This is a genomic window from Halomonas sp. LS-001, from assembly GCF_052983955.1.
In genome coordinates this window covers 503,885-530,083 of the sequence record NZ_CM129816.1, presented here as the reverse complement: position 1 = coordinate 530,083, position 26,199 = coordinate 503,885, and the positions used below count along the sequence as shown (strand labels likewise).

Genomic DNA, 26,199 nt, shown 5'->3' with positions numbered 1-26,199 from the left:
GCGCTTTGACTCAGTAATCATCTCCATCACGCAACGCCAACCCGCTGGGCACTTTGCTGTCCAGCCCAGCGTCTGCCTGACGGTTGGCACCGCCAAACTTCATCATCATGCGCAGGTCATTGGCAGAATCTGCATGCGCCAGGGCGACATCGGCACTAATGGCGCCACTATTGAACAGGTCAAAAAGCGCCTGATCAAACGTCTGCATGCCATCGTCACGGGATTTTGCCATCGTCTCCTTCAGCGCCCCTACCTCACCTTTGCTGATCAGGTCCGCTATACGTGGCGAGCGCAGCATGATTTCCACCGCGGGTGATCGCCCTCCCACAGTGTTTGGAAGCAACTGCTGTGCCACGACGGCTCGCAGGTTCAACGACAAATCCATCCAGATCTGTTCGTGACGTTCATGAGGAAAGAAGTGAATAATGCGATCCAATGCCTGATTCGCGTTATTAGCATGCAGCGTCGCCAGGCACAAATGCCCCGTTTCAGCAAATGTTAGCGCGTGCTCCATGGTTTCACGGGTGCGAATCTCGCCGATCAGAATCACGTCAGGTGCCTGGCGCAGCGTGTTTTTCAAGGCAACTTCAAAAGATTCCGTATCAATCCCCACCTCGCGCTGATTGATGATCGCCCGTTTGTGAGGGTGAAGATACTCGATAGGGTCCTCAACACTGATAATGTGGCCACCGGTGGTTTCGTTGCGCTGCTGAATCATGGAAGCCAGGGTGGTGGACTTCCCCGTTCCGGTGCCACCGACCACCAATACCAAACCGCGCTTTTCCTGGGCCAGCGCGGCCAGCATGGCAGGCATCGCCAATTGCTCAAGCGACGGAATATCATGGCTGATACGTCGCACAACCATCGCCAGCTGGTTGCGCTGCTGAAAGGCGCTCACCCTGAAACGCCCTTTGCCCTGAAGGCTCAGCGCAAAGTTTGCTTCGTGCTCCTCCTTAAAGCGGGCTCGTAATCCTTCAGGCACCGTATGGGTAACCAGCTCAGTCACCTGGTGCCCGGTCAACCCTTGCTTACCAAGCGGCGTTAGTCCATCCGGCGTTTTCAGACTTGGAGGTGCCCCCACAGAAATCAGCAGGTCAGAGGCTTGCTGCTCGACCATGATGGCCAATAGCTGGTGCAACCACTCGGTAGGCGTCACGCTATCACTCATCAACCCCTCCTTTCTGGCTCATGACGGTTGTCAGTGCCCGTGCTTTAAGACTATTGCTTAAAGACTATTGTTTAAGGACTATTGCTTGAAGACTATTTAAAGGAAAGTTCGCCCTTGGCACGCGCCTGAGCATCGTCCTGGCTGATCAACCCTGCTTGTGCCAGCTGTTTCAGCGACGCATCAAGCGTCTGCATGCCCAGCCCACCGCTGGTTTGCATGGCAGAATAAATTTGCGCGACTTTATCTTCACGAATAAGGTTACGCACTGCTGAGGTGGCAATCAGGATTTCATGAGCCGCCACGCGCCCGCCACCCTGGCGTTTAAGCAAGGTTTGCGACACCACGGCCTGTAACGACTCCGAAAGCATCGAACGTACCATGGATTTTTCTTCGCCAGGAAAGACATCCACAATACGGTCAATGGTTTTCGCCGCCGAGGTCGTATGCAGAGTCCCGAATACCAGATGCCCGGTTTCTGCTGCGGTCAGCGCCAGGCGAATGGTTTCAAGATCACGTAACTCCCCCACCAGAATAACGTCCGGGTCTTCCCTCAAGGCGCTGCGCAAGGCATCGGCAAAGCTGTGGGTGTCGCGGTGGACTTCGCGCTGATTGATCAAGCAGCGTTTGCTGGTGTGCACGAACTCTACCGGATCTTCAATGGTTAAAATGTGCTCGTAACGGTGATTGTTTACATAGTCGACCATCGCCGCCAGCGTCGTGCTTTTACCTGAGCCTGTGGGTCCGGTGACCAGCACCAGGCCGCGCGGCAGCATGGCAAGACGTTCGAACACTTCACCTAGCCCCAAAGCCTCCATCGACAGAACTTCGCTGGGAATGGTGCGAAACACCGCTCCAGCGCCGCGAGAATGATTAAAAGCGTTGACCCTGAATCGCGCCACACCCGGCACCTCGAAGGAAAAATCGACTTCTAGGTGCTCTTCATAGTCACGCCGCTGTCGATCGCCCATAATATCGTAAATCAAGGCGCGCACTTCCTTATTGTCCATGGCGGGCACATTGAGTCGGCGAATATCGCCATCAACGCGTATCATGGGCGGAAGGCCTGCCGATAGATGCAGGTCTGAGGCATTCTGCTTTGCTGAGAATGCCAGCAGTTCGGTAATATCCATCATTCTTTCCCAGCTGCGGTAAGGTATTCGAGTATGACAGACAATGCGCTTTCTGAGTCACTCGCCCGTGCGCGCCATCGCCTGGAGCAGGCGCTCGTCGCCGCTGACCGGCCAGCCACTGATGCGACACTGCTGGCCGTCAGCAAAACCAAGCCCGCCAGCATGATTCGCGAGGCCTGGGCGGCAGGGCAACGAGCATTTGGAGAGAACTATCTGCAAGAGGCACTTGATAAGCAAGCGGAACTGGCGGATCTGAGCGATATTGAGTGGCATTTTATCGGGCCGCTACAGTCGAACAAGACGCGAGCGGTTGCGGAACACTTTGCCTGGGTGCATAGCGTTGACCGGCTGAAAATTGCCAAACGCCTCAGTGAGCAACGCCCCACTGAGAGCGCCCCCCTTAACGTCTGCCTGCAGGTTAATATCAGCGGCGAAGAAACAAAATCTGGTGTATTGCCGGAAGCATTGAGCGAATTAGCGTCTGAGGTCGCCCGTCTGCCCCATCTTCGGCTACGTGGTTTGATGGCAATTCCAGCGCCAGCCGACACGCTGGAAGCGCAACGCCAGCCACTCGCGGCGTTGCGGGAAGCGTTTGAACGCCTCAAAAGCGACCTGCCTGATGCGCCATTGGATACCCTTTCAATGGGCATGAGCGATGACCTCGAAGCGGCAATTCTTGAAGGCGCGACCCAGGTACGATTAGGCACCGCTATTTTTGGTGCTCGACAGACACGCTAACGCTAGCCAGAACATGACAGACGTTTTAACTCCTACATTTTTTATCAAGGGATTTTTCATGGCGACTAACATCACTTTCATCGGCGCAGGCAACATGGCAAGCGCCATCATCGGTGGCCTGATCGACAGCGGCATTGCCACCAGCAATATTACCGCCACCTCACCCACCGAGGATATGCTGCGCCCGGTCTCCGAGCGCTTTGGCATAAATACCCAGACGGATAATAATGCAGCCATTCGCAATGCCGATGTGGTGGTGCTCGCCGTCAAGCCGCAAATCATGCGTGACGTGTGTCAGGCCATGCAGGACACCACGCAAGAGCACCGGCCATTGATTATTTCCATTGCGGCAGGCCTGGATGCCGATACCATTGATGAATGGCTGGGTGGCGGTAACGCCGTTGTTCGCTGCATGCCTAACACGCCATCCCTGGTGGGTTACGGTGCCAGCGGGCTGTTCGCCAACCCGGTTGTGACGTCAGAACAGCGCGACACCGCCACCCAGTTGATGGAAGCTGTCGGGATTGTCGAATGGGTTGAAGACGAAGCCCTTCTGGATGCTGTGACAGCTGTCTCCGGCAGCGCTCCGGCGTATTTTTTCCTGATGTTTGAAGCCATGGAAGAAGCCGCCGTCAAGCTTGGCTTACCGGCTGACAGCGCGCGCCGCCTGGCCATTCAGACCGCGTTGGGCGCAGCCACCATGGCGCAGCGTAGCGAACATGACCCCGCGACGCTGAAGCAAAATGTCATGTCACCCGGCGGCACGACCGAACGCGCTATCCAGCACATGGAGGACGCCGAGCTGCGTAAAACGATCGCTGACGCCATGCAGGCCTGCGCCAAGCGTGCCCAGGAAATGGCCAAAGAACTTAGCGCAACGTCTTAATGACCGCACAACCACCACCCTGACAACGGAGATTCTTCTATGGGTAACACCTTGGGCAGCGCCGGGCTGATGCTGGTCAACTCAGTGATCAATATCTACCTGTTCATCCTGATGCTGCGCTTTTTGCTGCAGGCTTCACGCGCGGATTACTACAATCCGCTGAGTCAATCCGTGGTCAAGATCACCCAGCCAGTCGTGGGCCTTTTCCAAGGCTTTCTTGGCCCGGTAGCCGGACGCTTTGATCTGGCCACCCTGGCAGCTGGCTTTATACTCAAAGTCGTCAGCATGGTGATTATTTTCATGGTCATCGGCGTTGGCATACCGCCCATTATCGGACTGCTGATTGGCGGGGTTGCCGCTGTGGCGAACGCCATCCTGAAGATCTATTTCTTCGCTCTGATCGTGATGATTATTCTTAGCTGGGTGGCGCCCAATGCCAATCACCCAGGCGCGATGCTTGTCATGCAGCTGGTTGAGCCAATCATGGCCCCTGTTCGTAAGGTCATTCCGCCGCTGGGCATGATCGACCTGTCACCGATTGTGGTGTTTATTGCCATTAATCTGCTGGATGGGCTTGTGGTTGGCTCTTTGGTTCGAGCTGCCGGCATTTCCGGTGCCCTGGTCGGTTTGTGATTCATTTATACAATGAGGATGACGCCATCCATGCCTGATTCGCAACGCCTTGCGACTGACCCACTCCCCGCAGACTCGGTGGGTCTTATTACCCCACAGGTCGCGCATTTTGATACGCCACTAGCCCTGGCGTGCGGAAAAATGCTGCCAGATTTCGATTTGGTGTATGAAACCTACGGCACCTTGAACGCTGAGCGCAGCAATGCCGTACTGATTTGCCATGCCCTCTCCGGCCATCATCATGCGGCGGGCTATCATAACCTCGAAGAGCGTAAACCCGGCTGGTGGGATGATCATATTGGCCCTGGGAAATCGATTGATACCAATCATTTTTTTGTTGTTTCCCTGAATAATCTCGGCGGCTGCCACGGCAGCACCGGGCCGCTCAGCCATAACAAGGAAACCGGCCGCCTGTGGGGGCCCGACTTCCCGATGATGACGGTGAGTGACTGGGTAAACAGTCAAGCACGCCTGGCCGACCATCTGGGCATCAAGCGCTGGGCAGCCGCGGTAGGGGGGAGCCTTGGCGGCATGCAGGTACTCCAATGGAGCACCGCTTACCCGGAGCGCATCGCTAATGCCGTTGTTATTGCCGCGACGCCACGCCTTTCAGCCCAAAACATTGCCTTCAACGAAGTGGCGCGTCAGGCCATTCGCTCAGACCCGGACTTTCACGATGGCTGGTATAGCGAACACCAGACCGTGCCCAAGCGTGGCTTAAAGCTTGCACGGATGGTCGGGCATATCACTTACCTGTCGGAAGATGCCATGGGCAGCAAATTTGGGCGGGACCTGCGCAGTAATGATCTTAATTTTGGTTTTGGCGTCGAGTTTCAGGTGGAGTCCTATCTGCGCTATCAGGGCGATACGTTCTCGACCACCTTTGATGCCAACACCTATCTGCTGATGACCAAAGCGCTGGATTATTTCGACCCGGCCGAACGTCATAATGGCAACTTGGCCGAAGCACTGTCTCCTGCCCAGTGTCCATTTCTGGTGGTAAGTTTCAGCAGTGACTGGCGCTTTCCGCCTTCCCGCTCGCGGGAACTGGTCGATGCGTTGATCCATGCTGGCAAGCCGGTCAGTTATGCCAATATTGTCTCGCCCTTTGGCCACGATGCCTTCCTGCTACCGGATGAACGCTATAACGCCATTTTCAGTGCTTTCATGACACGTGCTGCCAGGCAAGAAGGACTGCTTGCCTCCCCCACCCAATCGCAGGCCAAACAGGAGGTGACAGTGTGATGCGTGCTGATCTGGAAATTATTTACGACTGGGTCTCTGAAAACACCCACGTGCTCGACCTGGCCTGTGGCGACGGGGTGTTACTTGAGGCCCTGGCGGCGCATAAAAACGTCAGTGGTTACGGGCTGGAAATCGACCCGGCCGGTATCACCCGTTGTGTCGAGCGCGGCGTCAGCGTCATTGAGCACAACCTTGATGACGGGTTAAGCAGTTTCAGTGATAACAGCTATGACCTGGTGATCATGACCCAGGCACTGCAAGCCCTTCGCCGACCTGACAAAATGCTCGATGAAATGCTGCGTGTGGCAGAGGAAGGCATTATCACCTTCCCCAATTTTGCCTACTGGCGCCACCGTGTTCATCTTGGCCTACGCGGTTATATGCCTGTATCCAAGTCGCTGCCTTACGACTGGTACAACACGCCCAACATCCACCTTTCCACCTTCAATGACTTTGAACACCTTTGCCGCAAAAAAGGTCTGATGATTGTCGACCGCGCGGTAGGCGTTGGCGATCACCGAGGCCACTGGACCTCGCGTTTATGGCCTAATCTGTTTGGAGAAATTGCCATTTTTCGCGTTCGTCGCCGTCCTTGATCACGGGAGAAGCATTCGCATGTTTAACACATTATTAAAGGCAGGCTTTTTAAACGCATCGCGTTTTTCGCGCACCTTGCTGGGCAGTTTATTGGCTGCAGGCATAAGCCTGGGCGCTACCAGCGCCTGTGCAGAGCAATACACCCAGGTGGGCGACTACCAGATTCACTACAGCACCATCAGCACCGATTTCCTCACCCCGGAAGTGGCGATGGCCTACAATATCCAGCGCAGCGTGGCGCTTGGGCTGGTGAACATCAGCGTACGTGAAGAACAGGAAGACGGCAGCACCGCTCCTGTTAATGCCAGCGTCGAAGGCAGCGTAGGCGACCTCTCGGGTAGCCGAGAATCCTTGCGCTTTCGCACCGTTCGTGAGGACAATGCCATCTACCACCTCGCCACTTTCAGCTTGCGCCATGACGAACCCATGCGATTTGAGCTGGATGTGCGCTACGACCGCAATGCCTCCCCCGAGCCTGTCAGCTTCGTAGAACGCTTTTATATCGACCGTTAACCCACTGAGAGTGCACAGCGCCGAAACAACAATGCCCGCGCCAGCGAAACGCTGGCGGGCATTCCATTATGGCGCTCAAACACCGCGCCATAGGCGAGCACCTCAACGCCCTGCTCTATCGCAGTTTCAAGCGCTGCCGCATACGCCGGATCAATATGTGCTGCTGCAGCCACATCATTGATACCCTCATGCGCGACACAAAACAGCAACACCGCACGTTCCCCCTGCATGGCGAGTCGTGTCAGGGTGCCCAGGTGTTTTAGCCCACGGGCGCTAACCGCGTCAGGAAAGTAGCCGTGGCCATCGTCTTCCTTGAGTGTCACCTGTTTGACTTCCACCCAGGTCGGCTTGCCATGCGTGTCTTCAAGCATGAAATCAAGCCGTGCATCGTCGACTTTTACCTCCCGACGCAGCCTCGCATACCCGGCCAGTGGCTCAATACGTTGCTGTTCAAGCGCGACTTCAACCATGCGATTTGCCCGCCCGGTATGCACTGACGCTAGAGCGGAAACCCCTTCGGCCTGGGGCAGTTCAATCAACTCCCAGGTCCAGGCCAGTTTGCGCGCCGGGTTATCACTTGGGGATAGCCAGACGCGTGCCCCCGGGACATTTACGGCTTTCATCGAACCGGTATTGGGACAATGGGCCACCACTTCACGTCCATCATCGAGCATGACATCTGCCAGAAAGCGTTTATAGCGCCGCAGCAAGGTGCCGGCCACCAATGGCGGATAGTGCAGGCTCACAAACGACTCACAAAGCGCGATAGGCGCGCAACGGCCTCTTCCAGACGCGCGACATCGGTGGTGAACGCAATCCGCACGAAGTGCTCGCCGCCTTGCACGGCAAAATCGATACCGGGCGTGATGGCAACGTTTTCCTCGACCAGTAGGTGCTCACAGAACGCCTGGCTGTCGTGACTATAACGGGAAATATCCAGCCATAAATAAAACGCCCCCTGGGGTGGCATATCCGGCGCTAGCCCCAGGGTTTCCAGGCCTCCCAGCAGCACATCCCGGCGCTCTTTCAAGGTTTGTCGGCGGTGTTCAAGAATATCGCGACACTCAGGCGTAAAAGCCGCCAAGGCGGCATGCTGAGCAGGCGTTGAAGCTGCCAGGAAGATATTCTGGGCCAGGCGTGTCAATGGTTCTACAGCGTCTTCTGGTGCCACCAGCCAACCCAGCCGCCAACCGGTCATGCCAAAATATTTCGAAAAACTGTTCACCACAAAGGCATCATCACTGATCGATAACGCAGAAAGCGGCGCATCGTCATAATTCAGGCCTTGATAAATCTCATCCACCACCAGGGCACCGCCACGTTGACGCACCGCCTGCTGAACGCCTTCAAGGGCCATTGCGCTAAGCGTGTGCCCGGTGGGGTTGGAAGGTGATGCCAGCATCGCCAGCCGCGTGGTCGGCGTCCAGTTAGCGGCTATCAGGTCTGCATTCAACTGCCAGCCGCTTTCGCGCCCAACCGGAACCGCATCCACGTCAGCACCGGCCAACGCCATGAAATGGCGATTACACGGATAATTCGGGTCCGCCATCAACACACGATCCCCCGTTTCCACCAGTAGCTGGCTGGCCAACAGCAGCGCACCGGAGGCGCCTGGCGTGACCAGAATGCGCGAGGGGTCGACCTGTGCCTGAAAGTGACGCGCATAGTACTGTGCGATTGCCTCGCGCAGTGCTGGCAGCCCCGCTGCTGGGGTGTAACGGGTTTGCCCTGAGGCCAGCGCTGCTTGCCCCGCAGCTATCACCGGTTCCGGTGAAGGAAAGTCAGGCTCACCGACTTCCAGGTGAATCACGTCATGCCCCTGGGCCTCTCGCGCCTGCGCCATTTCCAGAAGGTGCATCACTCGAAAAGGGGCAACTTGCGCAACGCGCGAATTCCACTCCATGCTGACTCCTCGGTTATTGATCGCGATATACTTGACGGTATAGAGAACTTACCGATATACAGAACTTGCCAATATACAGATAGCGACGCTATTAGTGGGTAAACCATCGTATAAAAGAAGCTATTATGCTTGCAAACCGCTTGTTTTTCAGCTAAACAAGCACCCCTTTAGCACGCGATTATTACCTCGCGGATGGTTGATCAGCCGTCATTTTGGTAGTCATTTATGTAAGGGGCAGCCCCATGCCGGTAGCGGAAAAAAAAGCGGAAGCGTCCAAATCTTTCACACCGTATGAGTCAAAAGCGGGTGAAGAATACATGAACGAACAGCAGCTGGAACACTTTCGTCAGCTGTTGCTGGACTGGAAGCAGGATCTCATGGAAGAGGTGGATCGCACGGTGCGCCACCTGCAGGAAGATGCCAACAACTACGCCGACCCTGCTGACCGGGCGACCCAGGAAGAAGGGTTCAGCCTGGAACTGCGCACTCGGGATAGAGAGCGTAAGTTGCTGAAAAAAATTCACGAGACGCTCGACAAGATTGATGAAGATGATTACGGATTCTGTGAAGCCTGTGGCGTAGAAATCGGCATTCGTCGCCTTGAAGCGCGACCAACCGCTACGCTATGCGTCGATTGCAAAACCCTTGCTGAGCTCAAGGAAAAACAGCTCGGCGGTTAGCAAGGGACGACGTAAGCACTGAGAGACTGGCGGGCACCCTTGTATGGTGCCCGTTTTTGTATGCCCTTCGGCGACCAGGCAAGCAATCACCAAGATATGTCCATGCAATCAAACTACTTCTATCGCGGACGCTTTGCGCCAACGCCGTCCGGGCCCTTGCACCTTGGGTCGCTGGTCGCAGCGCTGGGCAGCTATCTGGACGCACGCGCCGCACAGGGCGAATGGCTGCTGCGTATCGAAGACATTGACCCGCCCCGCTGCCCGCCGGGTGCCGCTGACACCATCCTGCGCCAGCTTGAGGCCTTTGGCCTGCACTGGGATGGTGACGTATGCTGGCAGCATCGTCGTCATACGGCTTACACGCAGGCACTGGAAACATTAAAAACAGCTGGGCTAGCCTACCCCTGCAGCTGTTCGCGCAAACAATGGCGTGACTATGCCGTCTATCCTGGCTGGTGCCGGAACGGCGTGACGGATAGCAATCAACCCGTGGCCTGGCGTTTACGCACTGACCTGGGCCCGCGCCCGATTACTTGGCAGGACCGTTTATTTGGTCAGCAAACGCTCGACCCAGCCGATTACGGGGATGTCGTCCTGCAACGCAAGGATGGATTATGGGCCTACCAGCTGGCGGTGGTGGTTGACGACGCCGACCAGGGCATTACCGATGTGGTGCGGGGCATCGACCTGCTGGATAATACGCCCTGGCAACGTCAGCTTCAGCGCGCTCTGGGTTACCCTGAGCCTGATTATCTGCACTTGCCCCTGGTTGTCACTGCGCAAGGTCAGAAACTTTCCAAACAGAACCTGGCTCCCCCGTTGGCTGACGATGTTGATGCCATTCGCCAACAACTCTTTAATGCGTTGCAGCTGCTCGACCAGTCGCCACCTGAGGCGCTCGCCAGCACACCGGTCAACGAGCAGCTGACGTGGGCCATTGAACACTGGCGTGTCACCACCCTGAAGGCTGAACCTAACCGCTATATTTTTTGACGGTTTTTTCAAGGAGTCGCCGTGTACGTTTATCGCATTGTGCTGTTCCTGGTATTTGGCGGCTATCTGCTGTCGCCTCTTTTGATGAATGGCTGGGGCAATCCGGACGTCGCCTGGTATCGGCCCTTTCTGATCTGGGGAAGCCTGATTGCTTTGACCATCTGGCTGGAACAGAAAAGGAAGCTTGATGAACGTTGAGTCAGTCACCCTTGATACCCGTCTTTTGCTGATACTGGGCACTGGATACCTGGCCCTGCTTTTCGCCTGTGGGGTGGCGGCTGAACGTAAGTGGGTGCCGGTACGCTTTTTGCGTCACCCAGTGGTTTACACCCTGGCACTGGGGGTTTATGCGAGCGCCTGGGCGTTTTACGGCAGCGTTGAGCTGGCGGCGAATGCAGGCTTTGGCTATCTCGCCTATTACCTTGGCGCTGCCGGTGCTTTTTTGCTTGCCCCGGTACTGCTGGTGCCCATCCAGCGCATTACCCGCACTTATCAGCTCGCTTCGCTGGCGGATCTGTTCGCTTTTCGTTTCCGCTCACGCTGGGCAGGCACCTTGGTCACACTGGTCAGCCTGCTGGCGGTGCTACCCTTGCTGGGTATACAGGTAAAAACCCTGGGTGACGGGGTCGATATACTCACTGGAGGTCACCAAGGGCCAGCGGTCGCCCTGGTTTTTTGTCTGATCATTGCTGCCTTTGCGGTATTTTTTGGCGCACGTCATAGTCATCTTCATCCCCATCATGACACCCTGCTGGCCACGATTGCATTGGAGTCCATCGTCAAACTGGTCGCCATACTGGTACTCGGCGGCGTCGCCCTGTGGGGCGTTTTCGACGGCCCGCAACAGGTGCAGGAATGGTTAGCCACTGACGGGCAAGCGTTACAACAACAGACCCCGAAACTGGAAGCCGCGCAATGGCGAACCTTTCTGCTGCTGTTTTTCTCTGCGGCCTTCTTAATGCCGCATCTCTTTCATATTATCTTTGCAGAAGGGTTATCGCGGCAAACGCTGCTTCAGGCCAGCTGGACGTTACCCCTCTTCCTGTTGCTCATGGCGCTACCGGTGCCGCTTATCTGGTGGGCCGTACAGGCACAGTCCAACCAACCGATTGAGCTGTCTGCCTACGCTATTTATCTGCTGAGCGACCATCCCTGGGTGCAGGCACTGGCCTTTATTGGCGGGCTGGCAGCCGCCAGCGGCACCATGATCATCATTGCGCTGGCTCTGTCAGGCATGGTGCTCAACCATATGGTGCTGGTCGCCAGGCCGCCAGAAGCCCGCACTGACTTATACGGCTGGCTGCGCTGGTTGCGTCGCGCCTTGATCATTGGCGTAATTATCGGTGGCTGGCTGTTCTATCGTAGCGTCAGCCACCAACCGGACCTTTCCAGCCTGGGCCTGGCCGCCTTTGTTGGCATGGCGCAGTGCTTACCCGGCATGCTCGCGCTACTGTATTGGCCAGGCGCCAACCGTAACGGCATGGTGACGGGGCTCCTCGCGGGGGTGGCGATCTGGTTGTGGGGGTTATGGGTACCGCTGTTTATTGAGCTACCGCTGCCAAGCCTTCCCTTTGCCCCACTGATTCCCCCAGAAGCCCCCCTGTGGTATCAGATCACCCTGTTATCGCTATCGGTCAATATTGTGTTGTTGATCTGCATCTCGCTTTTCAGCCACACATCGGAAGGGGAAAAATCCGCTGCCGAAGCCTGCTCGGTCGATGCCGTGATTCGCTCAAAGCGCCTGCCACTGGAAGCGGTAACGGTCGCAGACTTCACCTTGCATCTTGCCCAGGCCCTTGGCGATGAAGCCGCCAGCCGTGAGGTCAACCGCGCGCTAAAAGCCCTCAACCTGGAGCACCAGGAGCGCCGCCCCTATGCCTTAAGACGTTTACGTGACCGCATTCAAGCCAACCTGTCAGGGCTAATGGGGCCATCGGTCGCCCGCGACATTGTCGACCGCTACCTGCCGTACCGCCACGATGATGCTCCCGTCACCGATGATATTCATTTCGTGGAAAGCCGTCTTGAAGCCTATCGTTCACGCTTGACCGGGCTTGCCCGTGAGCTGGATGGTCTTCGCCGTCACCACCGTCAGACACTGGCGTATCTGCCCGTCGGGTTGTGCGTGTTCGGTGATGACGACGAACTGCTGATGTGGAACCACGCGCTGGCCCACTTATCGGGCATTGATGGCGATAGCGTCATCGGTTCACGTTTGGATAGCCTGCCAATGCCCTGGTCAGCGCTGCTGGAAAAAGCCCTGCATAGTGATGACACACCGCTCTACAAACAGCCAGCCCACCTTGATGGCCATGACTATTTTCTGACATTACACACCGCCGAGTTGAGCGGTTATGATAGCCGTGGTGGTAGCGTGGTTCTGATTGAAGATCACAGTGAAATGAAACGCCTGGAAGACGAACTGGTTCACGCCGCCCGGCTTGCTTCTATTGGCCAGTTAGCCGCGGGGGTCGCCCATGAGATCGGTAACCCGATCACCGGCATTTCTTCATTGGCGCAAAATTTACGCTATGACACGGATGACCCCGCCCTGCTTGAGACCGCCGAACACATTCAGCTTCTGACTCAGCGGGTCACCAAAATCGTTAATTCGCTGGTTGGATTTGCTCATGGCGGCAGGCAGGCGCTTCCGCTACCTTCTGCCCCGGTCAGCCTGTCGGTCATTAGCGACGATGCTCTGCACTTGATTCATCTGGCGCGCACCGGCGACGATGCTGCCATTTCCAACACATGTCCGCCGGATATTATCGTCAGAGGGGATGCCCAGCGACTCACGCAGGTTATCGTCAATCTGTTGAGCAATGCCCGTGACGCCTGCTCACCCGACGGAGAGATTCACATTGAAGCTGGCATCACTGGCCAACAAGCCTGGTGGCAGGTCCGCGATAACGGCAGCGGCATTGAGCCATCCGTGCGCGACCGCCTGTTCGAACCGTTCACTACCACCAAGCCAGCCGGCAAAGGCACGGGGTTAGGCCTATCTCTTGCCTACCAGATTATTACCGAGCATCAGGGTAAGATTGATGTTTCATCGCCACCGCATGCTCATGCTTGCGGCACAGCCATCACGATATGGCTGCCACTTTACCAACAGGATGATGTGAAGCCTCATGCCCAGGATTCTGATTGTTGAAGATGAAGCCATCATACGCAGCGCGCTCAAGCGCTTGCTGGAACGACACGATTATGACGTCGTAGAAGCAGGCAGCGTCGAAGAATGTCACGACCTTGAACTGCTTGATTTCAGTCTGATCATCAGCGACCTGCGCTTGCCTGGAGAGGCCGGAACGGCAATGATCGAGCGTTCCTCTCCCGTGCCGGTTCTGATCATGACAAGCTATGCCAGCATGCGCTCAGCCATCGATTCCCTGAAGTTAGGGGCTGTCGATTATATTGCCAAACCGTTTGATCACGGCGAACTGCTCGAAACCGTCTCTCGTATCCTGCATCAGCAATCCATACGCAGCAGCCCGGCGCCGGATGTGACCGATGAGGTCGGTGGCCGCCAGACCATGATTGGCAATTGCGATGCCATGCAGCAGGTATACACACGCATTCGTAAAACCGCCCCGGCAGATGTCACGGTGCTGATCCAGGGAGAGTCCGGTACCGGAAAAGAGTTGGTGGCTCGCGCCATTCATCAGCAGAGCAAGCGGGCATCGGCATCGCTGATCTGCGTCAACTGCGCCGCCATTCCTGAAACACTGATTGAATCCGAACTGTTTGGGCATGAAAAAGGCGCGTTTACCGGCGCCAGTGCGGCTCGCACTGGCCTTGTGGAAGCCGCAGATGGCGGCACCCTGTTTCTGGATGAAATCGGCGAACTGCCACTCGACGCTCAGGCACGCTTACTACGCGTACTGCAGGAAGGTGAGATTCGCAAAATCGGCTCGGTCGAAACCCGCCATGTGAATGTCCGTCTGATCGCAGCGACTCATCGGGACCTTCGCACCCTTTCCAAAAGCGGCGAATTCCGTCTTGATCTCTACTACCGCCTGAACGTGATGCAGATTGAACTGCCACCGCTACGCGAGCGCCAGGAAGATGTATTAAAAATCGCCGACATCTTATTGGATAAAGCCTGTCAACGGCATGGCCGTGAAGGTTTGCGGCTATCTCGGGCGGCCCGCCAGGATTTACGAGACTACCCCTGGCCAGGCAATGTCCGCGAGCTTGAGAATGCCCTCGAGCGCGGGGTCATTCTGGCGGAAGGTCATTTGATACACCCCGATGACCTCGGTCTGGCTCCCTACGCACCCCGAACCGCCACCTCGTCTTCATCGTCTCAGCCCTCAAAAAGCATTCAGGAAGAGGATAACAGTGAGCATGCCCCAGAAAACGACCTGTCTCTTGAGGACTACTTCCAGCATTTTGTACTGGAACATCAGGATCAGATGAGTGAAACCGAGCTGGCTCAGAAGCTCGGCATCAGTCGTAAGAGTTTATGGGAGCGCCGTCAGCGACTAGGAATCCCGCGTAAAAAAGCCCCACGTCGCCCCGAATAGCATTAGGCAGCGCTTCATCCAGCAGTGTCTGTCGATAGCGGCCTTTGACCAAGGTCTACTACACCGAAATCATCAAGTACTATCGCCAAAACAGCATGCACCAAGGTGTTACCTCACCACACAAAGAGCGCACAAAAATTGCTTCCAGCAGGTAACACACTGTTCTTCCAACGCTTCCCCACTGACACAGAAATAACACAACCACATGATTTTATTAGAATTTAAATTTATTGGCACAGCAAGTGCAATATATACGGGTAAGAAAAACAACTTATTTCAAATACGGGCAGTGTGGTTAACATCAAAAACAACAACAAAATTCGACACCACACCAACTTGAGCCAAAATAAAAACAACAGCGGCCAAGCATGAGATCACTGCAGTAAACAAAAATAATAGGCAGTATTCTCGACTCGCAATACTCATATGAGTCAACAAGAACAAGAAATGCACGCGAGCAGCCCTACTAGACGCGATGTACGTCGCCAACGATAACAACAACAAATCAGGCCATACGTACAACCCGACGCCAACAAAAACAAAAAGTCGGGTGAAGAAGATCGCGGTTGGATTATTGTTTTGAATACGAGGCGGTTGAAACTGACTGCGTTGCGTATTCAGGGCGATTTGCCATCATGAAAAAGAATAGCAGCACGGATGCTGACACTACTTGCTTAACAGGGGAGGCCGAAAGGTCTCCCCTTTCTATGTCTGCTCAAACCATGTCTGCTCAAACCATGTCTGGTCGAACTAGGTTGGTTCGAACTATTTTGGGCCAAACCATGGTTGATCCAACCGCCTGTCTTCCAAGGCATGCTACGCTTCTTGACATTCTATCGAGCTCTCACACTTTGCAAGCCAGAGGGCGTCGGCTACACTCAATGACTTTCACACACAAGCCTGATTGACGACATCTGGCATCGACGTGCTGTCGTAGATAAGTACGGCACATAAACACTGTCCAGAACATCGCTTATGATGCTCACCTGGATGAGCGATGCCATTCGCAACAATGAACAGCATGTCGGCAGGCTAAGCCCGTTTCCTGAAACACCCGGGAGTACATTTGAAATCGCTGTATGACACCCAAGCGCCTCCACGCGGCGCCTCGACAGCGCGAATCATTCCTCGCGCTGAACACCCAGTGTCACGCCAACATATTAGCGATGCGGCCCTTAAAGTGCTGTATCGCCTGGATGGCGCGGGGTTCGAGGCTTACCTGGTGGGTGGCTGCATTCGTGATGCCCTGCTGGGCAAGATGCCCAAGGATTTTGATGTTGCCACCAATGCAACCCCCGAGCAGGTGCGCGAGCTGTTCCGCAACTCACGTCTGATCGGTCGTCGGTTTCGCATTGTTCACGTGCGTTTCGGGCGTGAGGTCATTGAAGTCACCACCTTTCGGGGCAAACCCCAGGATGAGCACGGACAACACCTCGCCCAGCAGTCAGATGATGGCTTGTTATTAAGGGACAATGTGTGGGGCAACATCGAGGAAGACGCCTTACGCCGCGACTTCACCGTCAATGCCCTTTATTACAGCATCGCGGATTTCAGCATTCATGACTTTGCCAATGGCATCCAGGATATTGAAGCCCGTAAGCTGCGCCTGATTGGCGATCCGGCAACCCGTTACCGTGAAGACCCTGTTCGTATGCTGCGAGCCGTGCGCTTTGCTTCCAAACTTGACTTCACACTTGATGACAGCACGGAAGCCCCGATTTACGAGCTTGCACCGCTGCTATTGCAGATCCCTCCTGCCCGCCTGTTTGATGAAGTGCTCAAATTATTTATGGCTGGCCACGGGCTGATGACATTTCGTATGCTCAGCCATTATGACCTTTTCGGCATGTTGTTCCCGGAGTCCGAAGAAGCCATGGCGGATGCGGCGTGGGCCGAGCAGATGATTGAAATGGCGCTGACCAACACGGATAAACGTATTGCGGAAGGTCGTCCGGTTACCCCTGCCTTTTTGCTGGCAGCCTTTTTATGGGCACCGGTCGTGCACCGCCAGCAGCAGCTTGAAAACGATGGCATGCCACCCATCCCGGCCCTTCAGGCAGCAACCCAGCAAGTCATCTCGCGCCAGCTACAGCACACCTCGATTCCGAAACGATTTGGCATGCCAATGCGCGATATATGGGAGCTTCAGGCGCGTCTTTCTCAACGGGCGGGCAAACGGGCATTCCAGACACGCGAACACCCACGCTTCAGAGCCGCGTATGATTTGCTGTTGTTGCGTGAACAGGCCGGAGAAATACCCAGTGGCCTGGGCGACTGGTGGACGGCGTTTCAGGATGGAGATGAACACGAGCAGCGTCGTTTGTTGCAGAAAGCCGGTAGCGATCCGGCAGGGCAAGGCCCCAGCGGCAAGAAAAAACGTAAACGCAGACGGCGCAAGTCACAAGCCGATGCCTGATCTCGGCGCAGCGCCATCGATGGCTGTCGTCTCTCGGGCCTATATCGGGCTGGGCAGTAACCTGGATCAGCCTGTCGAGCATATTCGTCAGGCGCTTATCGAGCTGGATCAGCTGCCCTTGACACAGGTGACGCACACCTCGTCACTGTTCAGCAGCTCTCCGGTAGGCCCACAGGATCAGGATGATTTCATCAATGCGGTGGCGGCGTTAGAAACGCGGCTATCGCCGTTGGCATTGCTGGATCAGCTGCAGGCTCTGGAACAGCGTCATCGCCGTAAGCGCGCCAGGCACTGGGGCCCGCGCACGCTTGATCTTGATCTGTTACTGTTTGATCAATGCACGCTGTCTCATCCGCGTTTGCGCATACCTCACCCTGAGATCTGTGCGAGACGTTTTGTCCTCTGCCCACTCATCGAAGTCGCGCCGCATTTGACCTTGTCCGACCACTCGCTACAACACTGGTTAGCTGCCCTGCCAGAGAGTGATATCGTCACGCCTGTCCGCTAACCTGACATTATCGATCAACATCGACAGCCATGACATATTTAGGTAACAATTGCGGGTTTCGTCATCATGACGCCTGATTCGGCGTTATCCATCGATCGACGCCTTGCGTCGGCTGAATGAAAAAAACACGAGAGCATGCCATGAAAACCGTCACCCTGAGCACACTGCAAGCGTTCAAAAACGCTGGCGAGACGTTCAGCTGTCTGACCGCTTACGACGCCACCTTTGCCCACGCTGCCAGCCAGGCGGGTATTGAAGTGCTACTGGTCGGCGACTCGCTGGGCATGGTGTTACAAGGGCACCCGAGCACCCTTCCCGTGACACTCGACGACATCTGTTACCACACTCGCTGCGCGTCGCGCGGCAAGGGCGCCAGCCTTCTTATGGTCGACTTGCCGTTTATGAGCAACGCGACTACCGAGCGGCTGCTGGAAGATTCTGCCGCCTTGATGCGTGCGGGTGCTGAGCTGGTGAAAGTGGAAGGCGAAGCCTGGATGGCCGATGGCATACGCGAACTGACCCGTCGCGGCGTTCCCGTCTGCGCCCACCTTGGCCTGACCCCGCAGACCGTCTATCAGAAAGGCGGCTACAAGGTGCAGGGCAAAGAGGCGGCTCACGCTGAGAAAATCCTGGAAGATGCCAAAACACTGGTTAACGCCGGTGCGTCGGTGATTCTGCTGGAATGCGTTCCCGCCTCTCTTGGCAAGGCCATTACGGAAGCGCTTGATGTTCCCGTTATCGGCATTGGCGCAGGGCCGGATACCGACGGGCAGATTCTCGTCATGCACGACATTCTGGGGGTCACCCATGGCCGCACACCGCGCTTCGTCAAGAACTTCATGGCCGACGCAGACAGTATTCAAAGCGCTTTTGAACGTTACCATCAGGATGTTAAACAACGCGTCTTCCCTGCTCCTGAGCACTGTTTTTAAGAGCGATTTTTAAGAGCGGTTTTTAAGAGCAATTTACGGAGTTGATATGCGGACTTTGCGCGACATACCGGCGTTACGTCACGCCCTGGCTGAGTATCGTCAGCGGGGGCAACGAATTGCCCTGGCGCCCACCATGGGCAACCTGCACGCGGGGCATGTATCCTTGATTGAGCAGGCTCGTCAGCATGCCGATGTGGTGGTATCCAGCCTGTTCGTCAACCCTATGCAGTTTGGCCCCGGAGAAGATCTCGACGCCTATCCGCGCACCCTTGAAGCTGACCAGCAAGCGCTGGAAGCGGCCGGATGCGATGTTCTATTTGCCCCACTGACCGAAACACTTTACCCACGCGGCACCCAGCAACAGACCTGCGTTCATGTCCCGGTGATCAGTGAGGGGTTATGCGGTGGTTCTCGGCCGGGTCATTTTGATGGCGTGTCTACGGTGGTCAGCATGCTATTCCACCTTATCCAGCCGGATGTCGCGCTATTCGGTGAAAAAGACTATCAACAGCTCGCCGTGATTCGCAAGATGGTCGCGGACCTGCATATGCCGGTCGAGATTATCGGCGTCCCCATCGTGCGTGCTGACGATGGCCTGGCGCTGTCGTCACGCAATGGGTATTTGAGCCCGGCAGAACGTGCCAAGGCACCAATGCTTTATCAGACGCTGTGTGAAATGCGCCAGTCGCTTGAAGCGGGTGCCTGTGACGTCGATTATCAACAGCAGGTACTACAACAGGGGCGAAAGGCCCTGTATGATGCCGGTTTTGAACCCGATTACATTGAGCTTCGCGATCGCACTCTTGGCCCTGTTGAGCCCGCTACCCGTGAAGCCGTCCTGCTGGCTGCCGCTCGGCTTGGTCCAACGCGACTGATCGATAACCTTGGCGTCACGCTGACGACGTCAACAGACACTTCCGCTGACGCTGATATGGCGACAGCTAGGTAACAGAGGAAATCCTCATGCATACCATTATGCTTAAAGCCAAGCTCCATATGGCACGCGTCACCCATGCGGTATTGAACTACGAAGGTTCCTGCGCTATCGATGGCGATCTGCTGGATATGGCAGGCATTCGTGAAAACGAACAGATCCAGATTTATAACGTGGAAAATGGCGAGCGCTTCACCACTTATGCCATTCGCGGTGAAGAAGGCTCCCGACTGATTTCCATCAATGGTGCGGCCGCCCACCTGGCAAGCCCAGGCCACCGCATTATTATCTGCAGCTATGCACACTACTCCGAAGCCGAGCTGGACAACCATCAGCCAGCGCTGGTGTATCTTCAGGAAGGCAACCACGTCAGCCACACCAGCAATGCCATTCCGGTTCAGTTAGCCTAGTCAGTTCACATCCATAGTTGGTGAACCGGATGTGACGTTTGCCATCTTTATCAAGCTGACTGTCTTTTTCTGACTATCTTTTTGATTAGCGGGCCGTTTTCACGGTCCGTTTTTATTTGCGCCAAAAAGTGTATTGCCGCGTCGCACAAGATTCACCTATGCTAGATGAGCCGCTAAATAATAATTGCCGATAAGGCATCCAGGCATGCCTGATTCACGCTATCCAGGAGTTCTAATATGCAAGATGTGGTCATTGTCGCAGCTCGCCGCACCGCCGTCGGTGCATTCGGTGGATCACTCGCTGGTATTCCCGCCAGCGATCTCGGGGCGCTGGTCATCAAGGACATTCTCAGCACTACCGGTGTAGCACCCGATCAAATTGATGAAGTATTACTGGGCCAGGTGCTTACCGCTGGCGTTGGCCAGAACCCGGCGCGCCAGGCAGCCATCAAGGGTGGCCTGCCTGATGCTGTTCCTGCCATGACGATCAACAAAGTCTGTGGCTCCGGCCTCAAGGCTCTTCACCTGGCGACCCAGGCAATCCGTTGCGGCGACGCCAGCGTCATTCTGGCAGGTGGACAAGAAAACATGTCCGCGTCTCCTCACGTATTACCTAACTCGCGTAACGGCCAACGCATGGGTGACTGGAAGGCGATTGATTCCATGGTTCACGATGGCCTGTGGGATGCTTTCAATAACTACCACATGGGTATTACCGCAGAAAATCTGGCGGAAAAATACAGCATTACCCGTGAAGCCATGGATGAATTCGCTGCGGCCTCACAGCAGAAAGCCGCTCAAGCCATCAGAGACGGCAAATTCAAAGGCCAGATCGTGCCTGTCGAAATTCCTCAGCGTAAAGGCGACCCGATCGTATTTGATACCGATGAGAACCCGCGCGAAGTCAGCGCTGAAAAACTCGGCGGCATGCGCCCTGCTTTCAAAAAAGACGGCACCGTAACAGCTGGCAATGCCTCATCATTGAACGACGGCGCGGCCGTGGTAATGCTTTGCTCAGCAGAAAAAGCCAAAGAACTTGGCCTGGAACCGTTGGCCCGCATTGCGGCTTACTCCAACGCTGGTGTTGATCCCGCTATCATGGGAATTGGCCCAGCACCGGCGACGCGTCGCTGCCTGGAAAAAGCTGGCTGGAGCCTTGATGACCTGGACCTGGTAGAAGCCAACGAAGCGTTTGCCGCCCAGGCGCTTTCCGTCAACAAGGAGCTTGGCTGGGATGTCAGCAAGGTCAACGTCAATGGTGGTGCGATTGCCCTGGGCCACCCAATCGGCGCTTCCGGCTGCCGCATTTTTGTCAGTCTGCTGCATGAAATGATCGCGCGTGACGCGAAAAAAGGTCTCGCTACGCTGTGCATCGGTGGCGGCCAGGGTGTGGCACTGGCTATCGAGCGCCCGTAACGCCTGTTAATCAGCGCAATGAAACATCTGCCCCCGCTATGATAGCGGGGGCATTTTTATGGGCGTCTGTTTAGGGTCTGTTGACGTTTCATCGCGAACCGCGTTGCCGCATCAAAATGTGCCAGACAAGGCGCGGAACGCCGTTAAGGGTGGTTCCCTTCTCAAGTTTCGCAACGCAGTATGGTGCATTTTGAGGCGCAACCCGAAGGGCTGGGTCAGTTTTTATCCGCTGCGGCGTTAGTCGTCGTTCATTTGGAGTTACCAAACGTCTCTCCTCCTGCCTTGCCCCGAATAAAAACTGACACCAGCGCGGCCGTGAATGAAACGTCAACAGACCCTAATGCTAGCGAGGTTTTTCACTCAAAATCTGCGAAGGCGTGCGCCACACCAGTAACGCTCCAAGCAGAAACAGCCCAGAAGCAGCCCACATGGCAACAGGCAAGCTGGTACCATCGACAACACGCCCACCTATCATCGCGCCCAGGCCAATCGACATATTGAACGTAAAGGCCATCAGGGCGGTGGCGGCTTCCGTATTGGGGGCGGTGCGTAAAATCCAGGTTTGAATACTCACCGATACGCTACCGAATATCGCCCCCCATACCATCAGTAACATGATGCCACTGGTTGGCTGGACGCCCAGCAACGGGAAAGCGGCCACCACCAGTAACAAGATACTGGGGATGGCCAATACGTCGCGATAAGGGTGTCGCCCGGCAAAGATACCCGCCACGATATTACCCAGAATACCTGCCGCACCATAAAGCAATAACAAGCTGCCCACATGACGCTGAGCAATACCACTGATTTCCTGCAGGATCGGACTAATAAAGGTATATGCCGCAAAATGCCCCACGACCACAAACCCTGTGGTTAACACCGCAACCCGCACACCGCGATTACTGAACTGCTTTATTAGCACATCAAGACGGACAGCTTCACGCGGGGGTAGCGGAGGTAACCCGTACCATAGGGCAACAGCGGTTAGCAGGCTCAGCCCACCCAAGGCACCAAAGGCGACACGCCAGTGACTCATATCGCCCAATAGCGTACCCAGTGGCACCCCTAGCACCGAGGCCGCTGCAACGCCGCCAAAAATAACCGTCATCGCTTTAGGCACCTGAGCTTCCGGCACCAGACGTGGTGCAATACTGCCGGCAATGGCCCAGAAGCCGCCGATACTGATGCCTACCAGTACGCGGGCAGCGAGCAACAATCCAAAGTTGCTGGCCATCGCTGACAAGGCGCTACCAATGACCATCACTACCATCATCAGCGTTAACATCACGCGCCTATCCAGGCGACCTACCGCGACAGGCAACAATGGTGCTGAGAAGGCCGCCACAACACCAGGCACCGTCACCATCAACCCCGCCATTCCTGGTGTAACGTCCATCGATGATGCGACCTGAGACAACAGCCCGATGGGCAGCTCCGCCGCCGTTACCAGTAAAAAAATACCGGTCATCACGGCCACCACCGCCCACCAACGCGGCGTTTGCTCCTGCTCCATAGCTTTTTCTGCTCTTTTTAGAGGGGTTACGGGTTAAAGGATATCGAGGGTGCTGAGTGAGCGGGACTGTTATCGTGAAGCGACGTTAGCCACGACCACCAGGACCAGAATGAAAATCACTGCAAAAATCAAGGCGGTGATGATGTAAGGCACCGCGCTATGTTGATCATTGTCGCGCTCTAAATTGTCGCGTTTCTGAACCCCAAACATCGCCGCGAGCACACTGCCTACCACCTGACGAAAACTGGGTTTGCTCGGAGGAGTTGCTTTATTATCATTTTTCGACATTTCTATCTCCAAATTCCAAGTACATCAGCCAAAAACGCCGGACATCCCTTTCGCACCTTTTTTTAAAATGAAACCGCCCCCGCAGCGAGACGCTGAGGGGGCGGTGACTACGTTCATATCGCTAGTCAGTCAGCGACCTCTGCCTCTGTTTCAGCAGTAAACGCCGCTTTTTCTTCTTCGGTAATTTCCTTGATGGTGAGTTTGACGCGATTGCGGTTGTCGATATCAAGCACCTTGACGACGACATCATCACCTTCGTTGAGGAAATCACGAACGTTATTGACACGCTCTGGCACGATTTGCGAGATGTGAACCAGACCGTCAGTACCCGGCATGATATTGACGAAAGCGCCAAAGTCAGCGATCCGTACGACTTTACCCATGTACAGTTTGCCAATTTCCGCTTCCGCAGTAATTGCTAACACCGTATCAATGGCTTTCTTGGCCGCTGCTTTATCCTGAGCATAGATGCGAACATTGCCGTCATCATCCAGATCAATCGACGCGCCGGTGTCGTCGCAAATCTTGCGGATGGTCGCACCACCTTTGCCGATAACATCACGAATCTTGTCAGGAGCGATTTTAATCGTCGCCATGGAAGGTGCATTATCGGAAACGTCTGAACGGCTCTGACCGATGACATCGTTCATCTGACCAAGAATGCTCAGGCGGGCCTTGTTCGCCTGCTGCAGAGCCGTTTCCATGATTTCTTCGTTAATGCCTTCGATCTTGATGTCCATCTGCAGAGCGGTTACGCCCTCTTCAGAACCGGCCACTTTGAAATCCATATCGCCAAGATGATCTTCATCACCAAGGATATCGGTCAAAACGGCAAAGCCGTCCTCATCCTTGACCAGACCCATGGCAATACCGGCCACCGGCGCTTTAAGCGGTACACCGGCATCCATCAGTGCCAGTGAGGCACCACAGACGGAAGCCATGGAGCTGGAGCCGTTGGATTCGGTAATTTCTGATACCACACGAATGGTATAGGGGAAGGCATCTTCGCCAGGCAGCATGGCTTCAACACCACGACGCGCCAGACGGCCATGGCCTATCTCGCGGCGCTTGGGGCCACCCATGAATCCGGCTTCGCCGACACAGTAGGGAGGGAAGTTGTAGTGCAGCATGAAGCGGTCTTTGCGCTCGCCTTCCAGTGATTCGATCAGCTGGGAATCACGTAGCGTACCTAGTGTCGCAATCACAATCGCCTGGGTTTCGCCCCGCGTAAAGATAGCAGAACCGTGGGTTTTAGGCAGCGTACCGACACTGATATCCAACGGACGCACCGTATGGTTATCACGGCCATCAATACGCGCTTCACCTTTGATGACACGCGAGCGGACGACGCGTTTTTCAAGGCCTGCAAACGCACCTTTCACATCATCCTTGCTAAACTTATCGTTTGCGTCTTCACCTTCAGCAGCGGCCAACTGGGCAACCGCTTCATCTTTCAGGGCTGACAAGACATCCTGGCGCTGCATTTTATCGGTAATGCGGTAAGCATCGCCGACCTTGCCTTCAAAGGCATCAGCAATAGCGGTTTTCAGCGCGACATTTTCGGCGGCAGGCTGCCAATCCCAACGCGGCTTGCCCGCCTCAGCAACTAGCTCATTAATCGCCTGAATAGCGACCTGCATTTCCTGGTGACCGTATAGAACCGCCCCCAGCATTTCATCTTCAAGCAGTTCTTTCGCTTCAGATTCGACCATCAGCACGGCTTTTTCAGTACCCGCGACCACCATGTCCAACTCAGAGGTTGCCAGCTCTTCTACCGTCGGGTTGAGGAAATAGCCTTTTTCCTCATTAAAACCGACGCGTGCCGCACCAATCGGGCCATTAAAAGGCACCCCACAGATCGACAATGCGGCAGATGTGCCAATCAGGGCAGCGATATCCGGATCGTGGTTACGATCCGTAGACAATACGGTACAGATCACCTGGACTTCATTCATGAAGCCTTTGGGGAATAACGGACGGATAGGACGGTCGATCAGGCGCGACGTCAGGGTTTCCTTTTCCGTCGGGCGGCCTTCACGTTTAAAGAAGCCACCGGGAATCTTGCCTACCGCATAGGTTTTTTCCTGGTAAAACACCGCTAACGGAAAAAATGGCTGATTCGGATTCGCCTCTTTCTTGGCGACCACCGTACACAACACAACGGTGTCATCCATTGTGACCATAACAGCGCCAGTGGCCTGGCGAGCAATACGCCCTGTTTCGAGCGTGACGGTGCTACGACCGTATTGAAACGTTTTCTTTACCGGATTCACGGCGACTTCCTTTAACATTAAATATCTACTTGTCTTTTCTGGGGTCATTTTGACTCGCCACCATTCTAGGCGTTGACACGCCATAGGGCTACCACAAACCTGATATGGCTTATTTTGGCGCAGCAAAAAAAACGGGCAGCTCACAAGGAGCTGCCCGTTCCTATCACCATAGAAAAGCGGGATTTCGCGATGCGTGCGAAATACGCGTTTCTTAGCGACGCAGACCCAGACGCTGGATCAGCGACTGATAGCGTTCAAAATCTTTACGCTTGAGGTAGTCCAGCAGTTTACGGCGCTGGTTTACCATGCGAATCAGACCACGACGTGAGTGGTGGTCCTGCTTATTGGTTTTGAAGTGATCCTGCAGGCCGTTGATGTTGGTGCTCAACAGGGCTACCTGAACTTCAGGGGAACCTGTGTCGTTGTCACCGCGACCGTATTCGCTAACAATCTGGGCTTTTTGTTCAGCCGTTAATGCCATGTCTATCTCCAGTAAG

General features: G+C 55.4%; 25 protein-coding genes. 17 read left to right on the top strand and 8 right to left on the bottom strand.

Annotated elements, in window-relative coordinates:
• Positions 1-10: 10 nt before the first annotated feature.
• Both ACU6TU_RS02330 and ACU6TU_RS02325 read right to left on the bottom strand, forming a co-directional pair.
• The gene (locus tag ACU6TU_RS02330) at positions 11-1,168 is read right to left on the bottom strand and encodes a PilT/PilU family type 4a pilus ATPase (RefSeq protein ID WP_447142988.1); all 1,158 of its coding nucleotides are present in this window, start codon (positions 1,166-1,168) and stop codon (positions 11-13) included.
• A 92-nt stretch (positions 1,169-1,260) separates the two neighbouring features.
• Positions 1,261-2,298: a type IV pilus twitching motility protein PilT gene (locus tag ACU6TU_RS02325; protein WP_447142987.1), complete on the bottom strand. Its 1,038-nt coding sequence runs from the start codon at positions 2,296-2,298 to the stop codon at positions 1,261-1,263.
• 33 nt (positions 2,299-2,331) lie between these two features.
• Between ACU6TU_RS02325 and ACU6TU_RS02320 the strand changes: the two genes are divergently transcribed.
• From ACU6TU_RS02320 to ACU6TU_RS02295, 6 genes are read left to right on the top strand one after another with little or no spacing between them, the layout of a single operon-like run.
• Complete coding sequence (locus ACU6TU_RS02320) at positions 2,332-3,036, top strand: YggS family pyridoxal phosphate-dependent enzyme (protein ID WP_447142986.1); 705 nt, start codon at positions 2,332-2,334, stop codon at positions 3,034-3,036.
• A gap of 58 nt (positions 3,037-3,094) precedes the next feature.
• The gene (gene proC / locus ACU6TU_RS02315; RefSeq protein ID WP_447142985.1) at positions 3,095-3,922 is read left to right on the top strand and encodes a pyrroline-5-carboxylate reductase; all 828 of its coding nucleotides are present in this window, start codon (positions 3,095-3,097) and stop codon (positions 3,920-3,922) included.
• A gap of 39 nt (positions 3,923-3,961) precedes the next feature.
• Positions 3,962-4,555 carry a YggT family protein gene (locus ACU6TU_RS02310; RefSeq protein WP_447142984.1) on the top strand — a complete coding sequence of 198 codons (594 nt, stop codon included), beginning with the start codon at positions 3,962-3,964 and terminating at the stop codon, positions 4,553-4,555.
• A gap of 30 nt (positions 4,556-4,585) precedes the next feature.
• Entirely contained in the window at positions 4,586-5,800 is a 1,215-nt protein-coding gene (gene metX / locus ACU6TU_RS02305; protein WP_447142983.1) for a homoserine O-succinyltransferase MetX, read from the top strand.
• Positions 5,800-6,396, top strand: a complete 597-nt coding sequence (gene metW / locus ACU6TU_RS02300; RefSeq protein ID WP_447144163.1) for a methionine biosynthesis protein MetW — start codon at positions 5,800-5,802, stop codon at positions 6,394-6,396. Before metX ends, metW begins: the two co-directional genes overlap by 1 nt.
• 19 nt (positions 6,397-6,415) lie before the next feature.
• Complete coding sequence (locus ACU6TU_RS02295; protein WP_447142982.1) at positions 6,416-6,910, top strand: DUF4426 domain-containing protein; 495 nt, start codon at positions 6,416-6,418, stop codon at positions 6,908-6,910.
• Here the strand turns inward: ACU6TU_RS02295 and sfsA are convergent.
• Together sfsA and ACU6TU_RS02285 are read right to left on the bottom strand one after the other, a co-directional pair.
• Positions 6,907-7,656, bottom strand: coding sequence for a DNA/RNA nuclease SfsA (gene sfsA / locus ACU6TU_RS02290; RefSeq protein WP_447142981.1), 750 nt, complete (start codon positions 7,654-7,656; stop codon positions 6,907-6,909). The two genes, ACU6TU_RS02295 and sfsA, sit on opposite strands and share 4 nt — an antisense overlap.
• Positions 7,653-8,813, bottom strand: a complete 1,161-nt coding sequence (locus tag ACU6TU_RS02285) for a pyridoxal phosphate-dependent aminotransferase (RefSeq protein WP_447142980.1) — start codon at positions 8,811-8,813, stop codon at positions 7,653-7,655. The genes sfsA and ACU6TU_RS02285 overlap by 4 nt, the downstream gene beginning before the upstream one ends.
• A 242-nt stretch (positions 8,814-9,055) precedes the next feature.
• Here ACU6TU_RS02285 and dksA point away from each other — a divergent pair, with 242 nt between their 5' ends.
• From dksA to ACU6TU_RS02230, 11 genes are all read left to right on the top strand, one after another.
• Positions 9,056-9,493: an RNA polymerase-binding protein DksA gene (gene dksA, locus ACU6TU_RS02280; protein ID WP_447142979.1), complete on the top strand. Its 438-nt coding sequence runs from the start codon at positions 9,056-9,058 to the stop codon at positions 9,491-9,493.
• Between the two features lie 102 nt (positions 9,494-9,595).
• Complete coding sequence (gene gluQRS / locus ACU6TU_RS02275; protein WP_447142978.1) at positions 9,596-10,486, top strand: tRNA glutamyl-Q(34) synthetase GluQRS; 891 nt, start codon at positions 9,596-9,598, stop codon at positions 10,484-10,486.
• A gap of 21 nt (positions 10,487-10,507) precedes the next feature.
• On the top strand, positions 10,508-10,684 hold the full coding sequence (locus tag ACU6TU_RS02270; RefSeq protein WP_198518317.1) for a hypothetical protein: 177 nt from the start codon (positions 10,508-10,510) through the stop codon (positions 10,682-10,684).
• Positions 10,674-13,640 (top strand): ATP-binding protein, encoded by a 2,967-nt coding sequence (locus ACU6TU_RS02265; protein WP_447142977.1) that lies wholly within the window; start codon positions 10,674-10,676, stop codon positions 13,638-13,640. The genes ACU6TU_RS02270 and ACU6TU_RS02265 overlap by 11 nt, the downstream gene beginning before the upstream one ends.
• Positions 13,618-15,012, top strand: a complete 1,395-nt coding sequence (locus ACU6TU_RS02260) for a sigma-54-dependent transcriptional regulator (RefSeq protein WP_447142976.1) — start codon at positions 13,618-13,620, stop codon at positions 15,010-15,012. The genes ACU6TU_RS02265 and ACU6TU_RS02260 overlap by 23 nt, the downstream gene beginning before the upstream one ends.
• A 1,066-nt stretch (positions 15,013-16,078) precedes the next feature.
• Positions 16,079-17,428, top strand: a complete 1,350-nt coding sequence (pcnB, locus tag ACU6TU_RS02255; RefSeq protein ID WP_447142975.1) for a polynucleotide adenylyltransferase PcnB — start codon at positions 16,079-16,081, stop codon at positions 17,426-17,428.
• A complete protein-coding gene (folK, locus tag ACU6TU_RS02250; RefSeq protein WP_447142974.1) occupies positions 17,421-17,936 on the top strand; it encodes a 2-amino-4-hydroxy-6-hydroxymethyldihydropteridine diphosphokinase in 516 nt (171 codons plus the stop codon). The genes pcnB and folK overlap by 8 nt, the downstream gene beginning before the upstream one ends.
• 140 nt (positions 17,937-18,076) lie before the next feature.
• A complete protein-coding gene (panB, locus tag ACU6TU_RS02245; RefSeq protein ID WP_447142973.1) occupies positions 18,077-18,868 on the top strand; it encodes a 3-methyl-2-oxobutanoate hydroxymethyltransferase in 792 nt (263 codons plus the stop codon).
• 46 nt (positions 18,869-18,914) lie between these two features.
• Entirely contained in the window at positions 18,915-19,817 is a 903-nt protein-coding gene (gene panC / locus ACU6TU_RS02240; protein WP_447142972.1) for a pantoate--beta-alanine ligase, read from the top strand.
• Between the two features lie 14 nt (positions 19,818-19,831).
• Positions 19,832-20,212 (top strand): aspartate 1-decarboxylase, encoded by a 381-nt coding sequence (gene panD / locus ACU6TU_RS02235; RefSeq protein WP_066316103.1) that lies wholly within the window; start codon positions 19,832-19,834, stop codon positions 20,210-20,212.
• A gap of 237 nt (positions 20,213-20,449) precedes the next feature.
• Positions 20,450-21,628, top strand: coding sequence for an acetyl-CoA C-acetyltransferase (locus ACU6TU_RS02230; protein ID WP_447142971.1), 1,179 nt, complete (start codon positions 20,450-20,452; stop codon positions 21,626-21,628).
• A 343-nt stretch (positions 21,629-21,971) separates the two neighbouring features.
• On the opposite strand, the gene ACU6TU_RS02225 is transcribed toward ACU6TU_RS02230, so the two are convergent.
• The 4 genes from ACU6TU_RS02225 to rpsO form a co-directional block, all read right to left on the bottom strand.
• Entirely contained in the window at positions 21,972-23,141 is a 1,170-nt protein-coding gene (locus tag ACU6TU_RS02225; RefSeq protein ID WP_447142970.1) for an MFS transporter, read from the bottom strand.
• Between the two features lie 69 nt (positions 23,142-23,210).
• Positions 23,211-23,429: a DUF2970 domain-containing protein gene (locus ACU6TU_RS02220; protein WP_447142969.1), complete on the bottom strand. Its 219-nt coding sequence runs from the start codon at positions 23,427-23,429 to the stop codon at positions 23,211-23,213.
• A gap of 125 nt (positions 23,430-23,554) precedes the next feature.
• A complete protein-coding gene (pnp, locus tag ACU6TU_RS02215) occupies positions 23,555-25,720 on the bottom strand; it encodes a polyribonucleotide nucleotidyltransferase (RefSeq protein ID WP_447142968.1) in 2,166 nt (721 codons plus the stop codon).
• Between the two features lie 193 nt (positions 25,721-25,913).
• Positions 25,914-26,183, bottom strand: coding sequence for a 30S ribosomal protein S15 (rpsO, locus tag ACU6TU_RS02210; protein WP_100819140.1), 270 nt, complete (start codon positions 26,181-26,183; stop codon positions 25,914-25,916).
• Positions 26,184-26,199 lie beyond the last annotated feature (16 nt).